Annotated in this window: 11 protein-coding genes; 6 read left to right on the plus strand and 5 right to left on the minus strand. The window is 43.6% G+C overall.

What is annotated here, in order from left to right; translation table 11 throughout:
- The first annotated feature begins 122 nt into the window (after positions 1-122).
- A complete protein-coding gene (locus QUA80_RS11015; protein WP_333424053.1) occupies positions 123-779 on the plus strand; it encodes a hypothetical protein in 657 nt (218 codons plus the stop codon).
- Between the two features lie 222 nt (positions 780-1,001).
- Positions 1,002-2,042, plus strand: a complete 1,041-nt coding sequence (locus QUA80_RS11020; RefSeq protein ID WP_333424055.1) for a DUF5895 domain-containing protein — start codon at positions 1,002-1,004, stop codon at positions 2,040-2,042.
- Positions 2,043-2,359: 317 nt separating this feature from the next.
- Here QUA80_RS11020 and QUA80_RS11025 read toward each other — a convergent pair whose 3' ends face one another.
- The 3 genes from QUA80_RS11025 to QUA80_RS11035 form a co-directional block, all read right to left on the minus strand.
- Positions 2,360-3,064: a hypothetical protein gene (locus QUA80_RS11025; protein WP_333424057.1), complete on the minus strand. Its 705-nt coding sequence runs from the start codon at positions 3,062-3,064 to the stop codon at positions 2,360-2,362.
- A 249-nt stretch (positions 3,065-3,313) separates the two neighbouring features.
- Positions 3,314-3,859, minus strand: a complete 546-nt coding sequence (locus QUA80_RS11030) for a hypothetical protein (RefSeq protein WP_333424058.1) — start codon at positions 3,857-3,859, stop codon at positions 3,314-3,316.
- Between the two features lie 23 nt (positions 3,860-3,882).
- A complete protein-coding gene (locus QUA80_RS11035; RefSeq protein ID WP_333424060.1) occupies positions 3,883-6,189 on the minus strand; it encodes a M23 family metallopeptidase in 2,307 nt (768 codons plus the stop codon).
- A gap of 25 nt (positions 6,190-6,214) precedes the next feature.
- Here QUA80_RS11035 and QUA80_RS11040 point away from each other — a divergent pair, with 25 nt between their 5' ends.
- Positions 6,215-6,448 (plus strand): hypothetical protein, encoded by a 234-nt coding sequence (locus tag QUA80_RS11040; protein WP_333424062.1) that lies wholly within the window; start codon positions 6,215-6,217, stop codon positions 6,446-6,448.
- 76 nt (positions 6,449-6,524) lie between these two features.
- Here the strand turns inward: QUA80_RS11040 and QUA80_RS11045 are convergent, their stop codons facing one another.
- Positions 6,525-6,863 carry a hypothetical protein gene (locus QUA80_RS11045; protein ID WP_333424064.1) on the minus strand — a complete coding sequence of 113 codons (339 nt, stop codon included), beginning with the start codon at positions 6,861-6,863 and terminating at the stop codon, positions 6,525-6,527.
- Positions 6,864-7,228: 365 nt separating this feature from the next.
- On the opposite strand from QUA80_RS11045, the gene QUA80_RS11050 reads away from it, so the two are divergent.
- The 3 genes from QUA80_RS11050 (at position 7,229) to QUA80_RS11060 (ending at position 10,813) form a co-directional block, all read left to right on the plus strand.
- The gene (locus QUA80_RS11050; RefSeq protein WP_333424066.1) at positions 7,229-7,909 is read left to right on the plus strand and encodes a hypothetical protein; all 681 of its coding nucleotides are present in this window, start codon (positions 7,229-7,231) and stop codon (positions 7,907-7,909) included.
- Positions 7,910-7,964: 55 nt separating this feature from the next.
- On the plus strand, positions 7,965-8,549 hold the full coding sequence (locus QUA80_RS11055; RefSeq protein WP_333424067.1) for a class I SAM-dependent methyltransferase: 585 nt from the start codon (positions 7,965-7,967) through the stop codon (positions 8,547-8,549).
- A 470-nt stretch (positions 8,550-9,019) separates the two neighbouring features.
- Positions 9,020-10,813 carry a bifunctional 3'-5' exonuclease/DNA polymerase gene (locus tag QUA80_RS11060; RefSeq protein ID WP_333424069.1) on the plus strand — a complete coding sequence of 598 codons (1,794 nt, stop codon included), beginning with the start codon at positions 9,020-9,022 and terminating at the stop codon, positions 10,811-10,813.
- Between the two features lie 186 nt (positions 10,814-10,999).
- Here QUA80_RS11060 and QUA80_RS11065 read toward each other — a convergent pair whose 3' ends face one another.
- On the minus strand, positions 11,000-15,298 hold the full coding sequence (locus tag QUA80_RS11065) for a hypothetical protein (RefSeq protein ID WP_333424071.1): 4,299 nt from the start codon (positions 15,296-15,298) through the stop codon (positions 11,000-11,002).
- Positions 15,299-15,409 lie beyond the last annotated feature (111 nt).

Genomic DNA, 15,409 nt, shown 5'->3' on the forward strand with positions numbered 1-15,409 from the left:
CTTCAAATGGACTTATTCGGGCAAAGCATTGAAGAAATAATCAATGGTAGGTTAACTCCCGCCTACGTCTACTAGGAAGAGGCGACATCTCGCTAACTTTAGAGCGTACAGAATGGATCTACATGGGAGCTGTTGAAGTAAAATATTCAGGAGCCTATTTACCTGGATTAAAGTGGCATTATCTTAACGCCAGACTATCCAGAACGGGCAAATTGCTTTCCGACTTAACCTACAACTGTAAAGTCGTGTCTTACCCTCACTGTCCGCTTGCGCCTGACTGGTTGACAAAATCTAACTTAGAAGAGGTGAAAATTCAGGAAGGAGAACAGATGAATCTCCCCTTTCACGAAGCTGTACTGATGGTAAGCCAGCCCCCATTATTGAAAGGGAGTTTTTACCGAGCCAAGCGGTGGCATAAGCCAAAATCAGAACGATCGCCCGTAACAAACAGTCGCCGTACTCCAAAAACTTTCCAGCGCGAACTGCCATTTCTGAAGCCAAAAGTCCTAGCTCCCGATACTAAATTTGTCCCCCTTGCCTGTATTGATGGCGCTCTCGTACAGGTTCCTGAATATCTAATCAAGTTGTTAGAAGAAGCCAATGCTAGCCCATCCGAAAGAGCAGATGCAGCTTCTTTGTACGCGATCGCGGGTTTGAAAGGAGCCGTCAACTATGTAGAAGGGCTACCTTTACTGCGGACACGAACAATAAACACTTTACCCCAATCGATCGCGCCCAATATTGGCAGCGATGAAATTAAAAGCATTGTGAGTGCTTGATTCCGATCGTAGCGCAGCTTTAGCAATTTTTGAAGCTGCGATCGCGCTTTCATAATCGTTCCTTTTTTGCAGACTTAATTAGTTTTCCTCACAATTCGTTATTTCTGTACTACCAGTTAAAAATTTTTATGAATTTTTAGTTGTTTCAACCAAATTACTAGGCTGAACTGCGTTAGCTCTTACCCTTCTTAAAGGTAAGGCTACCGCCTTGCAAGAACTGCAATGTCACAAACTTTTAGAATGGTAAAAACCAATAGCAAAGCTAAAGCAAAAAGCTCAAATAACGCAGGAATGACTGAAAGCACAATCCCACTTCAGTCAGAAAACCTTGATTTTGAAATTGACCCCGAACTCCTAGAAGCAGGTCACAATCAAGTAAGGCGACCTATTCTGCCCTATGGCATCGTCATCAACGAACAAGTGGCAGGAATATTAATTCCAGAAGATCAGCTAGAAAAAGCCAATTGGTTTGTCATGCCAACAGAAGAGGAAATGACTACAATTGGACTAACAGAAGATGTTACAGGTCTGCTGCTTTCTAAATGCCACTTATGCGTGTTGGGATTCGTCCCTGAATACATTCGTTACAAGAATGACGTTCCCGATTTAGGCGGTAGTGTTGTCGGGCTGTACGAAGAGTATAAAGCTCAACTCGATAAAAAGATAATGGATGTTGTTAGCGAACACGCCATTGTCTTCTTGGATGAAAACAATCGTCCCAGACACAGCACACCTATTGTCGTCAGATTTAAGAATGTTGCACTTTGGAGCTTTAAAGCAGCCAGAGACGAATTCTACCGTTTGTTGGAAAAAGCATTCGCCGACTATTTCCAAATTCCTTTCAGCGGGAAAACTGATAAATGGCGGAGTCTCGGCATCCTAGAGGTGGAGTTCAAAGGAGTTAAAGAAGGTGAAGGCTCTAATAAGAGCTACTGCTGCAAAACTGTCAGCTATACCAAACCAACTGCTGATAATTTCCCCTTTCTATATCTGGGACGCCCGCAGCATAAAAATGCGATTTGGGGGCTGCACGATATCATTGCCGGATTCACTGAAACTCCTGCATTACCGGGTACAGCCGAACCGCAAATTCAAGTGCTGCCACCCGCTGCTCGTAAAATAGAAAATGGAATAAAGCAGACAGCCGATCGTAAATCCCCTCGGAAAATTGCTGCTGAAGTAATAGAAGAAGAGGATGATTTCGACGACTTAGATGAAGAAGAGGAGTTCGATGATGATTTTGATGCGGAAGCAGATGACTAACAGCGTCGATTAGTTTCTTGTCAAGAAGTGCCTCATATCCAGTTAGGAAGCGAGGCATTCTTTTATTATGCAAAACAGGATCTCGCTAACAGATAGTCAAGCTCAAATATAGCGGTTCTCACGCCTTATGAGGTACACCCGATCGTGCAAATTTCAAGATCTTCGAGCGTTTCTGTGTACCTCACCTATCCGAGAAAAGCTATATAACTTTTCTCAGTAACATGAGGTAAGCTCGCAGATAGGGCTGACGGGCTGACGGGCTTGCCTCCATTCCCGCGTACCTCACTTTATTGAGAACTGCTATACTTTAAACTCGCCTATTTCATTTTATTGGGAAGCTCGATCGAGGAACTGTTAGCTAACTGATACTGGCGGCCGTTGAAGCAAAAAAACAACTGCCGAATACCATTTTGTGAGGGCTGCTGTACTTGCAAGCAAGGCAGATCGGAGGTTTGTGAGGGGTCACTTACTACTTGAATTAGCGGTCTATTCGGTGGCAAGTTGTCGTTTAAATAACTAGCAAATACACGAGTAGGAGTAACATCTTTTCTGAATAAGTATCCAGCATATAAGCAACCTCCTGCTCCACAAACTCCAGGGCTGTTAAAATTAAAAATAACTAACCTACCTGCTTGTTTGTTTACAGCCCAAGCCAACACATTTGATGCTGAATCTTGGGGGTTAAGCTCAGAATTTTCGGCAACTATGCCTCGAACAGTTTCAACAGGGATGAGTCTAGTAGCAGGTGTCCATGAAATCGTTGTAGCACTCGCGGTACAACCCGCAGTTCCTAACAACACTGATAGCAGCAAGAACAAGACCACTCCAAAGCGGAACCACCGCCCAATAAATAAAAACGATGATACTCTAGACCCCAAATTATTTAGGGAATTAGAAGCGGGGTTTGGGAGTTTCTTCTGAGAAGGTTGGGAAAACAGTAATAAAGTTTTCTTTGCAGCTATAATTGGTGGTTTCCCTCTGTGTTCTGAACCTGAAGTTAGTTGTTGATTTTTGCTAAACATTGATTTAACCTCCGCGAATTATTGTCTATGTAGATGTCATACCAAATCCGCTGATGACAGACACCTTGCAGATTTACTAAATCCGGTTATGACAGACACCTTGCAGATTTATTTACAAAATCAGGTTATGAAAGACACCATGCAGATTTACTAAATCAGGTTATGACAGACACCATGCAGATTTACTAAATCCGCTTTAAGCAAAAGTTTGATTGTTGCTTGTAGCAGTCTTATTCAAGCGAATTATTCTCACTTATTTTTGCTGGTTTTACTAAGTTGAGGAACAGTAATGCCAACCTGCTTAAATGCCCAAAGCTCTTCTTCCGAAAATTGCCAAGCGGGATCTCCCAAATTCGGCTGTAAGGTAGAGCGGAACTTATCAATACTCCCTGCCTTGTTGATGGAGTAACGCAATTCTCCCAGAGCGATTTGCCTTGCTACCGGCAGCTTGACAGTGCGGCTGTAAGGATAAAAAGCGTTCGTCGGGTTGGAATAAAGCAAGCTACACTGCGTCTCTTGGAGAGAAACCAATACAGAAAATGGCACGGCATCTCCCTGCAAATAGGCATCGAACAAGCGATATTGAGTGCGGCCATCTGTTACTTCAGTTACAAACTCTGTCCTGAGAGTCCCTAGACCAACTGGAAGGCAAGCTGAAGGGAAATCAGCGTTCCGAGTCGGCTGGCTAAAAGCTGGGGGATGGGTGAATAAACTGCTCGACAAATAAACTAAAAAAGCTGTTAGCAAGCCCCAGATAAATTTCAACAGAATTGTCCGTTTTTTCAAGGAAATCATGGTGCAGAACATCTCCGTTTAATTCAAATTCCTTCTTGATATGGGTTAACAGCCGTTCCATTAATGCGGGTTTCAAAGTGCAAGCGAGGGTCTGCCGTTGTTCCAGTGCTGCCTAGTCCGCCTATGACCTGACCTTGAGAAACCCGATCGCCCGCTTTGAGTTTTACTGAACCCTCGCGCAGGTAAGCGTACCGAGTTGTACGACCGTTGCCGCGATCGATTTCAATCCAGTTACCGTAGCCACCGCCGCAGTTTTTTACCCCTTCTTTGCAGTTAGAAACCACTGTCTTGACAACGCCGCCGCCAACAGCTTTTACCGGACTTCCCATTGAGCCAGCAATTCCAATGCCGCTGTAGATTTTCCGCACCCCGGAAACCGGACGAGTTCGCATCCCAAAGCGGCTGGTTACTGGCCCATTCGCAGGCTGGATATAGTGACTCGTGGATTGACCGCCGGGGGCAGCACTCGCAGAATTAGAGGATTGCGCCACACTGGAAGTCGGAACGCAAGCAGCAGCATTCGACCCCGCGATCGCCCTACCTCCCTCTCGATAGCGCCTCAAAACATCCTGTCCGTAACTTGAGAGAGTTAAACGACCGAATATATCGGTTGAAGAGCCGTCAACTTTGGAATAATCGCCTCCAAAATGCTTTTGAGCTACTCGTTCAATTAGGCGATCGCCACTAAAAAAACTTCCAGTAGTAGGGTCTTTTTCTTGAGAGGTGGCATTCAGCTTAGAAGCGAGAGTTTGAGCAAAAACAGCTTCTCGATCGGCAGGCGGAAAAAATTGAAAAAGTTCTGCTTGAGTGGGTTGATAACCGCCTCGCAGTTTGGCTAAAAATTGGGTACCCCCTGGTTTAGATGAAATTGAACTAGCAGCGTACTCGTCGTAGTTTATAAACTGGTACTTGCCCAACGGAACCCCGCAATTATTTCCGCCATGAACGCAAGCATTAACGCCGGCATTCTCGTAAGAACTGCTGCTTTCAATACTGGCGATCGCTTCCGACAAAGCTGCAATATTTACTCCTCGAACATTGCCAACTGACACGGGCGTTGATGGGGTGCTACCTGGAGGGCAAGGAACATTAATATTAGCTGCTGTAGTTACGCCTTTTGTAACAGGAGAAGATACTCCGTCGCGAACTGCCCCAGTTGGTACAGAGGAAGAACCGCCAGAAGATGATTCCAGCGCCCCAACAAAAATGGGAGAATTAACCCGATAGGTAAAAAAGGGCACCGGGCCAATGAAATAAGGAGAGCAGCCGCAAGGCGAACAAAATCGGAAAAATAGAGCCGTATCAACGGTATCGGTTCGCTCGTCCGGTTCCATGACTACTACTTTAAAAGCGCTGCCAAAAGGCAATCTTCCCGTCGGTTCCTTGCCACCGTTGACAACTTTAAGACAGCCCGATCCGCCCTCGACTTCCTGGTACTTACCGCTAATCCATTGCTTGCCTTCCAGCGAACCGCGAGCGTTGCGACCCGAATTCTCCAGATCGTCTAGTTCGATATAAGCGCAATCATTTTCTTGGCAATTAACCGAGAATCCTTGAACGTCGGAGCCTGAGATCGTCTTCGTTCGCCGTCGCTCGGCGGGGCCATAAATCGCATCAATTCTCATTACTAAATTGCCAAATTCGGCTATGGGATTGGGAAAGCTAGACAGAGGTAAAGCATTCAGCCCCGGTACGTCTTTAATTAAGGTTGTTTGCCAATCTGAAAACGCGCCAAGTTGAGCGCTGCTTAAGTTTGGAATTGAAGACATTGAATACTGAGACAGGTCAATTTCTCCGAGTTTTAAATTACTTAATTGTGGATGGGAAATGAGGAGCTGCTCTAGAGTGCGATCGGCTACATCAATGCCAGCAGCTTTTGTTGCTAGCAGTCCCGCCACCGGCGCAATCTCTGCGACTTTAAATTCACCTAGAAGAGGGATAGCCTGAACTAACTGATTTAACGGCTGCTTGGCAACTAAAGTAAATGCGCTTAAAGCTACGCTATCTAAATTCAGACCAGCTTGCTGCGCGATAAAACCGATCGATAGCAATTCTGGTTGCAAAGCTTGGCTGATATCGCCCAACATGATGTATTGGTCAGGAGTTTGTCCTGCTGTCCAACTTCGGCTCAAATCATAGCCAACTGCCTGCTTGTACTCTCCCGTTGAAAGGCTTCCCGATCGACTGATGGGTGGCATTTGAGAAAAAGAAATTTGCGTCCAATCTGGCAAGAGAGCGTTAACTGAAGTAGGATTTCCTTGCCTGTCCATCCCCGGTATTTCTAAAATTCTGGTTGGCATTTCAGTTGGATCGGTAGGAATTCGTGCCATAGCAAAAATTGGTCGATCGAACAAAATGGAAACTATTAAGACTAGAGAGAATAATCCTACTGATAATTGCCAGAATCTTGTTGATAATATTCTTCTCATGTTTGTGCAAAAAACTTTGGTTATTGGTGGAGGATACTGTACAAAAGTTAAGCAATTAAGTGGGAGAAAGGAACCCACTGAACTTGATGCTGCGCAATTGCGCTTCTTAAAAGAAATGAAGCAGCCTGCCGAGGCTTCAAATGGAGCAGCCTCGGCATAAAACACTACATATCTAAGTCATCGCCGTTGAAATGAAAAGTTTCATACAGGCGATTTGTAGCCGACAATCTGAAACACTACAGCTCTAAGTCATCAACGTCGAAATGAGAAGTAGCTCTTTGATTTTGATAGGGATTAGCGTCATTTACCCCTCGTTCAAAATAAGGGTTAGGGTTAGCAGCCGTCTCCGTCCACGGAGTATCTGCTAAATTCAAATTGCCTTCAAAAACGTTTTCTCGATAGCCATCAGCAAAGAAGTCGGGAACCCCGTATCCCTCTGTTTGCTGACTGCTATAACCGTTGCTTCGATATCCGTTAAGGGAGGATTCGCACGGGTTACTTTCACAGCCGCTAACAGCATAGCCCTCAGCGCTGTAACCTGGTTCATTGCCATAGATATTGTTTGGCTCGTTCATAAATCCTGTAGCTACAAAGTAGTAAGAATCAACAATTTAGCGTAGCTAGGGATAACGAGTGGGGGTTTCATCCGATAGTCGTAATTAAACTACCGCCTATCGGCGGATATGCTAAGGCGATCGCCTCAGCCTATCTGCAAACAACCAAGACCTACTGCTATTGCATGAAACAAAATATAGCGCTGGCATCGCTCTTAATTTCGCCCGCCTTCCATCCAGCAAGGTGGGTAAAAATTACTCAGAAATATAGAGGCGCGTATCTCTGCCGAATTGTTTGCGCAACAGACGGCACAAATCCCTGTAACTGAATTCGCTACGCGATTTCTTTGACCTTCATTCGTCACACAATTATCCTTCAAAAAGATATGACTCAGCTAAATCTGTTAACGCCCGAATTACTTGAAGAAATTACCACTCATCCTGTAAAACCTCAGTCCGGCATTTTGGAAAAGCTGAAGCTATTAGCCCAGATGGGTATGCACCGCGACTTAATAGCCGTGCTACTGGAATTTACCGGAATTCCCCTTCCCCTTTTACGTTACTATGCAGGCCCATTAGTTTTACACCAAACCCCCTGGTCAGAAAGCATACCTGACTGGTTGAAAACGGCTTGCTTATCCGATAGGCTTGACTTGATTGTAGAGGAGTACAGCAACAGAATTGTAGGGAATTACTGCACTTCCACAGAAGTCGTAGCTTATATGATGGGAGCGACATTTGAAGCTCCCCTGCACCACAGTTATTACAAAGTCTATATGTGGGCAGCACAAGAAACTTTGACGAGACACAATCGGCTACCAAATGGTTACAATTTATCCGAATTAGCTGAATTTTCAGCGGTGAACTTTGACAGCATCAAAAATGATTATCACCATCTAGCTAGAGCAATTAGGAAAAGCGTTGTCCGCCATGCAGCGTCCCAAGGCTGGGGCAAACGTAAATTGTCCCAAGATCAAAGTGCTGATGCAGATTTACCGACAGAAATGGTAACAGCTAATTCACCAAAATATCGGTCAAAAGTTGAAGGGCAATTGACTTTATTTTAGCACGAAACAAGTGGCAATCTTCGTCAACTATAGCCCTAATAGCAACAAAATTTAAATGAAAGATACTTCATCTATTGCAGAAATGCTATACGATCGAATCCGAGAATCTCCACCTTATTCCTGGTTTCCGTCTCCCCGAGAACTAATTGAGCTTATGATTGAAGAAGCTCAATTAGTTTCAGGAATGTACGCCTTAGAACCAACAGCAGGAGACGGCTTATTAGCGGAGGCTATGGTTAGAGCGGGTGCGATCGTTGATGTAATTGAGATCGACCCCCTGCTACAACAACTCCTGTTCCAAAAAGGGTTCAATCTAGTTGGAAGTGATTTTTTAACAACTGAACCCCAGAGGCAATATAGCAGAATTTTGGCAAATCCGCCATTTTCAACGCCCCACATCAAAGGAGTTGATTTAGATATCGTACAACGTGCTTATAACCTTTTTCTAGCCAATTCTGGACGGCTGGTAAGTGTTGTTAGCAATTCCATGAATGTCCGAGCCGATCCGCGATCGCAAGCATTTCGAGCCTTTCTTAAGCGCACGTCAGCCAATTTAATCGAACTTCCCTTAGAAATCTTTTGGGGCAGCGATCGCCCGGTCACTGTTGAGAGCTACTTAGTTGTAATAGACAAAAAGTAGATGATTGCTTCCCCACTATACCGTTTGGTTAGTGGGGACAGCATTTTTCGACCAAATCTACCTTTCAACAAATTACTGTCAGCCTCCTCGCTCTCTAGCATGAAGGGTAAAGATTTGGTAAGTATGAATGTTCCTAATTTTCGTAATTATAACTGGATTTTTAAAGCCAAATTTATAAAATAAACTAGGGAATGTTTATTATGAATTAACGGTTAATTTGTAATTATCGATCGAACACAATCCCTTGAAAATTACATAAATTAGATAAAAAAAGAAATGGATGTGAAATATCCAGAAATATAGCAACCGCCACGCCTGTTAGGACGGGCTTGAAAAATGAAACCTTTATTGGGCAAGCTTTCCACTTCTGACTCCTGACTCCTGACTCCTGACTTCTGACTCCTGCTCTATCTCCGCTAGCGCGGTCAATTTTATAACTAAAGCTATTGCCTTAAAATTCCTCTACTATTATGAATAAATCCACACACAATACCCCAGCCCCTGTGGTGGAATACGAGCTGATTGCGAACTCTTCCAAGCTCTCTGATATTCTATCACCTCTGATGAAAGCTCGTGTTATAGCCATAGACACAGAAACCACAGGGCTAGATCCGATCCGCGATCGCATCCGACTCATCCAAATAGCTGTTCCCCAACGTCCAGTGATAATTGTCGATCTAGCTGCTCTTGCCGATCGCGAACTATCGCCTTTAAAAACACTTCTAAACAGCAGTGCGCTCAAAATATTTCAAAATGGTAAATTCGACTGGCAGGTACTAGAAATAGCAGGGCTTAGACCGTCTGGCCCATTTTTTGATGTCATGCTAGCGAGCCAGGTGTTGCGATCTGGACTCAAGAAAAACCACGATCTACAATCCCTCGCTCTTGAATTTTTAGGAATCAAACTTGACAAGAGCCTACAGTCGAGCAATTTTGGAGGTAAGCTATCAGCTTCTCAGTTAGAATACGCCGCTTTAGATGCTGCTGTCCTGCTGAAACTTAGAGCGCGGCTGAGCTCAAAACTTCGGAGTGCTGGGTTACTAGAAACCGCCCAAATTGAATTTGAAGCGATGCCTGCTGTAGCTCAAATGGAACTAAATGGAATGTTACTGGATGCAGAACAATGGCATTTGGTGGGGGAGGAACTGAAAGCTCAAAAGCAGACTACGCTAGTGGAATTAGTGAAAGCTGGTCTCAAACCAGCCCGTAGCGCACAACTTTCCCTGTTTCCAGAGATGGTAGAAATTATCAACCCCCGCTCGTCCGTACAAGTTTTAAGCGCTCTTCATGCTTTAAACATTCCAATTAAGTCAACAAGTAAAAGCGAACTTATTCCTCTAGCTCGTCAATACCCGATTATCCAGTTGTTACTGAATTATCGGAAATTAGCATCTTTGTGTTCAAATTTTGCTGAGGCATTACCGAAACACATTCACCCGATAACGGGAAGAATTCACCCCAGCTATCGGCAATGCGGTGCGCGTTCGGGACGCTTTAGTTGCAACAAGCCCAACCTGCAAAACGTTCCCAGAAATTGTACGGCAAAAGGGATGCGTGCGTGCTTCATTGCCGCTCCCGCATCTCAAATTATTAAAGCGGATTACAGCCAAATCGAGCTAAGGATTGTCGCTGAAATATCTGGCGATGCAAAAATGTTAGATGCCTACGCTAAAGGTGAAGATTTGCATACTTTAACGGCTTCTTTGATTACGGGAAAGCCATTAGAGGAGGTAACGGCAGAGGATAGGCGCATAGCTAAATCAGTTAATTTCGGATTAATTTACGGCATGGGTGCTGCCAAACTCCAAGCTTATGCTGAAGAAAAGTACGATGTTTTTTTAACCTTGGAGGAAGCTAAAGAGTTCAGAAGACGATTCTTTCAAGCTTATGCTGGAATCAAAAGATGGCATGACAGCATCAGGAGAAGGGTGTACGTCAAAGATATCAAGCAAATCCGAACAATTGGCGGACGCAGAAGACGGTGGGCAAAGAAACCCCGGCTTTCTGAGTTGCTTAATCACCCGGTTCAAGGAACTTCGGCTGATATGTTGAAAGTGGCGATCGCTCATTTGTTTAAGCTCTTACCCAAGACAGGAGCGAAGTTGATTGGTGTGGTACATGATGAGATTCTGCTAGAGTGTCCGCAAACAACTTTAAAAAGAACCAGTCGTATTCTGAAAAAAGTGATGGTGGAAGCTGGAGAGTTGTATTTGCAGCAAGTTCCGGTTGAAGTAGAAGTGAAAATTGCTTCTTCTTGGGCTTGAAAAGAAGTCGCTATTTTAACCATAAATAGTCCTCTTAGTTTGTCTATTTTTCTAACAGGAAGTATTTTTTAACAGACACCTCCTGTATTCGCTTGTCTGCTTATTTATCAATTATTCAAGGTCGCAGCAATGAAAAATAGTACATTGCTGCGATCGCCAACAGGAGTAGCATAGTAAATAGAAGTTCTACAACGCAGATAAAAAACTAAAAACTTCAGGAGCAGAAGCCCTAGTAAAATTGGCAAAATCTGGTGGCAACCTGACATTAAGAGCAAATGCCATTGTGACTAAGACAAATTGCAGTCTTTCAGCTTCAGGGAAATTTTCTGCTGTATTCAAAATTCGACCAACCAATGATGTTGAACGCAACCGAAGTGACACCCTTTCAAATTTAATCTTCCAATAATCTATAAAAAAAGGTAAAATCAGTCGGCGATATGTCGGAGATAAGGGTTCAGGATGTTGGTATATGAAAGGTGCGATCGCCATATGCAGGAAAATATCTGTTTCAAGCGGAGTGTCATTTTGTAGTGTCGCAACTAAGTAGCCAATTACTAGAAGCACTTGTTCGTTTTGAGGATCGAACCTGTTACTAAAATCTAATATTTCGTTATATGAAACTTCTGGTAAGTAAATTTGTTCAAGTAGCTCTGCTGCTTGTAACCAAAGTTGCTCGTTCACTGCTGTTACACTAATTTGGCGACATATTGCTGCTACTTCTGTCGCCTGTGAGCGCGCCAGTTCAATAGAGCGGAGAGCCACTGTACCAATTCGGAAAACAACGGGAAGTAGTCCAACTAAGGCTGCATTATGTTCTGCCTTCCGCCACAGTTCACTAGGCTTGTTACCTAAAATGGTTTCAACATCAAGATCGAATACTTGGTAAACTTGACCAAGCTGAAGCAGTTGCATACCAGCGACAAAAGAAGCTCCTGCATCCATCGCAAAATCGAGGACTTCAGCATAACGAGCATTTAACAGTAGATACGGAAGAGCTTCCAGACTGAGACGAGCGAAAACAGCACGCTGGTTTGTAGCTCTTGCATCGTCCATTCCTCTCAAAGCCCAAACTGCTGCTCGCTCATCATTGCCAACGGAATCTGCAAAAAATGTTAAATTGACCAAAACCGTACTTTCTCGATTTCTGTCGTAATAATCTACTAATCCTGGATTTTGAGAAAAAAGAATACCTCGCTGCGGTGCTGCGTAATCTTCGCCACCCAGTGTTTTAGTTGGAGGACTACCAGTACGGGCTAGATTAGAGAAATAACCCGATACATGACCATATACAACAAAGAGTTTTTTCCAGTCTTCTGTATCTGACCTACAAGCCAAAAGCTGCTCACCAGCCTGCTCCCAAGATTCAAACACAGATGCTAGTGAGTTGCCACCTAGCCATTGAGCAATAGCAAGTTCACCAAGTGCTTTTACCAGTTCGCTCTTATCAATAAGACTATTAGTTTCTGCTAAATTTACGGCCTGTCTAGCAAATTCAACTGCTAACTGAGCATCTTGCTCTCCAGTTGCAATACTCATATATATGAGAACTTTTAGGCGTATATAGGGATAAGCATTTGTTTCCTCACCTAATGCTTTGCTGAGCCAGATAATAGCCTGATTGTTTTGGTTAATGAGTACATATTTTCGCCCTACGAGTTCCTGGAGCAAAAACCGAACTCGCGGATCGTCAGATGCTTGGTGAATTGCTGCTTGTGCAACAGTTACTGCGGCATTTGCATCTCGCAAATAATCTCCTAAAACAATAATTTGAGAACGTACAGCCCACGCCCACAGGAGTTCCAAAGCAAGTTTCTTAGCACGTTCTGCCAAGTTTTCATAGGCAGCAAGTATTGCAGACCAATCCTGTTCTTCTTGAGGCTTCTCAGCCTCTTTATGCCATAACTTTTCTGAAACCACCAAGCAACCTTGTTCAGCTACCTCATGATTAAAGGCAAACTGCCTCTGTTCAAGAGTAAGCTGCTCTATGGTGCTAATCCAATCGCGAAGATGCTCCGCAGAAGTGATTCCTTGGCTATTTGTCCAAATCATGAATCCAAGCAATCCTTCATCAGAAAATGCTGGCTCATTGCTACCCGGTATTTGTGCATATGGTAGAAAGTGGAGTGCAGTTCTTAAATATCTATTGGCACGTATAGGGTCATTTTTGCCAAACACGGAGTTAGTAGCCATCATGGCTGCAAGAACACCTATAGCATTTTTATCGCTTGCCTGCTCAAGGAGTGTATCTAAATCTTCAACTAAATAAGATATAGATTTACCATATTTGTGTCGCGCAGCAATTTGCAAGCCACGCAGAAAGATACGAATGCCCAGATCCATTTGCTCAGGAAGTGGCAGACTACCCCATAAAGATAGCAATCCTCTGTCATCCACTAAAATCTCCATAGAATTTAGTTCTTGAATAGCGGGAATCAGTATCAAGCCAGCTCGGTCAAAAACTTCTGCACCCAGGAAGTGAATAATTGCATTGATAACATCTTGCGGCCCAAGTTGGTGTCTAGATACAATAAGGTCTCCTAATGCTAAATGGCATGATTTTTTCGTCTCAACCAACAAATTATTTTCGCCTAGTTGCTTAACCAAGGGAGAAATGAGCAAACCTTCATCAACATCGCGTTGCACCCAAAGTCCAACTAGAGTATGTAGGCGCTCGCTAGGTCTTTCCAAAACTCGGTTAACAGATGCGACAGCTTGCACCTCAATCAGCGAAAAACTACCAATGGGCAAACAGAGACGGTATAACAACTCTCTGGTATTCTCATCCTCAACAGAATCCAATACACGCCTAGTTATCTGGCTGTTGAGTGCAGCTTGATACTCACCTTTGAGTAGCCTCTCATATACTTCTTCATTAAGTTGCCAACTGTGCTTGCTTAAATCTCGTGCAATAGTAGTAAGTAATACTGGGTGCTGCTGTGCGATTGCGTTTATGCCTCTGAGCAAATTTGCACTAATCAAAGAACTTGGTGCACCGTAAGATTGAAGGATTTCAGCAGCTTCATCATCAGTAAAAAGTGGAACTTTCATTGAATGAAGAATTGTATTTCCTATAAATTCCTCAAGACTGAATGGAAGCTGATAGGGGCTGGTTGACAAGATCCGAACATCATGTAATCTGCACGCTCTGGTTAGCTGAATCAGTTTTTCTGAAAGTTCATCACTACCTGAAAGTTCTGGCAGATCGTCCAGCACTAGCATTGCACCTTCACCAAGTCTTTCACATAGCTGGCAGTACCACTCGTATTGATTGCTTTGCGATGTTGTGCCCGTTAGTTCCCTACAGACCGCATCTAATTGCTGACAGGCTGCTCTACGGGTTAAGTCCCGCAACCGCACCCAAGCACGACAAGTGCCAATAGCTTGAGCCACTAATATAGCGAGGTGGGTTTTACCCGCTCCAGCCATACCGTCAATGGCTATCCAACTATAATCGTTGAAAATGCTTATTATTGATTTGACAGTTTGCTCCCTATGACTTAGATTCTCTGCAAGCAGAGGAATACTAATAATGGGTGGAGTTGGAAAGTAATTAATTGCTACATCAAGACCCTGCTGTTGAATCAAGCGCTGCACTTGGTCATTAACTTGTGAAGCGATCGCATCGGGCAACTGTGTAAAATTTTGCTCCAGAGTCCCCACACGCGATTCAAGGTTCAAAAGACTCACTATAAGATTTTGCAACAGGTTATGGTCTCTTTCACTTAGTGTGGGAAGTGAAAGCTGATGCGTTCGCTCTTCTACTGTGAGTTGTTTGATATCAGGCTGAGAAAGTAGTTTAAAGACATATAGGAAAAGCCTTTGATACTGCTCCTTTGCTTGAATCTCATTTGTTGCATACTCTTGTTGAATGAGCGTTTTTAGAATCCGAGGTCTTAATGATTGAGGATCTGGTGCATTCGTACTCCACTCAAAGTTACAAATTAGGTCAAGTAGTTTGTTGTTGCTACAAGTTATTATAAATTTCCGAAATACTGCCCAAGTTGTATCAGAAAACTTTTCGGGTTTAGAGTCCTTACTTATAATTATACGGATGCCTTCTAAAGCTTCATTTTGAGAGATTTCTGTTAGAGTTCCTTGGCGAATCTGTTCCCATACAAAAATGCCTTCTTTTTTCTTAAGCATTTTTGGAGAAGGTCTCTCTCTAGTAACTGAGGCAGTAGTTGTGTAAATATATTTTAATCTCTGCTGCAAATTATTCTTACGATGCTCGACAAAATTAGCAATGGCTGTGACAGCACTCCAAAGCGTAACAGAAGAGTTGTAGTTTTTGACCTGTTCGAGTCGTCTTTCCTCTTCTCCAGAAAGTGAACGGGAAATTAAATCTATATCCTCCCCACACTCTAGTTCTAGGAATTCTCCGGGTTGCAAAGAAAGCCAACGCTCAATGGTCAGATCAACCTGATACACATACCCTCGAATGGTGTCCGATGCGTCTCTGTTAGGCTGTGGAGTAAAAGCAGACATAGTTAAATATACAGCGGATTCCAGGTTTATGAAGTACAGTAAAGTTTCATTTCCCTGTTCATATACTGGCTTTAGTGTACTCTATATACCTGGAATATGCTGTACTTAGAT

It is taken from the genome of Microcoleus sp. F4-D5 (assembly GCF_036704885.1).
Taxonomy (GTDB): domain Bacteria; phylum Cyanobacteriota; class Cyanobacteriia; order Cyanobacteriales; family Microcoleaceae; genus Microcoleus.

What these genes read in the sequence shown, in the direction of transcription:
- QUA80_RS11050 (WP_333424066.1), top strand. Translation starts at nt 7,229, where the DNA reads ATGACTCAGCTAAATCTGTTAACGCCCGAATTACTTGAAGAAATTACC.
- QUA80_RS11030 (WP_333424058.1), bottom strand. Translation starts at nt 3,859, where the DNA reads ATGATTTCCTTGAAAAAACGGACAATTCTGTTGAAATTTATCTGGGGC.
- QUA80_RS11035 (WP_333424060.1), bottom strand. Translation starts at nt 6,189, where the DNA reads ATGGCACGAATTCCTACCGATCCAACTGAAATGCCAACCAGAATTTTA.
- QUA80_RS11015 (WP_333424053.1), top strand. Translation starts at nt 123, where the DNA reads ATGGGAGCTGTTGAAGTAAAATATTCAGGAGCCTATTTACCTGGATTA.
- QUA80_RS11065 (WP_333424071.1), bottom strand. Translation starts at nt 15,298, where the DNA reads ATGTCTGCTTTTACTCCACAGCCTAACAGAGACGCATCGGACACCATT.
- QUA80_RS11025 (WP_333424057.1), bottom strand. Translation starts at nt 3,064, where the DNA reads ATGTTTAGCAAAAATCAACAACTAACTTCAGGTTCAGAACACAGAGGG.
- QUA80_RS11020 (WP_333424055.1), top strand. Translation starts at nt 1,002, where the DNA reads ATGTCACAAACTTTTAGAATGGTAAAAACCAATAGCAAAGCTAAAGCA.
- QUA80_RS11060 (WP_333424069.1), top strand. Translation starts at nt 9,020, where the DNA reads ATGAATAAATCCACACACAATACCCCAGCCCCTGTGGTGGAATACGAG.
- QUA80_RS11040 (WP_333424062.1), top strand. Translation starts at nt 6,215, where the DNA reads ATGGAAACTATTAAGACTAGAGAGAATAATCCTACTGATAATTGCCAG.
- QUA80_RS11045 (WP_333424064.1), bottom strand. Translation starts at nt 6,863, where the DNA reads ATGAACGAGCCAAACAATATCTATGGCAATGAACCAGGTTACAGCGCT.
- QUA80_RS11055 (WP_333424067.1), top strand. Translation starts at nt 7,965, where the DNA reads ATGAAAGATACTTCATCTATTGCAGAAATGCTATACGATCGAATCCGA.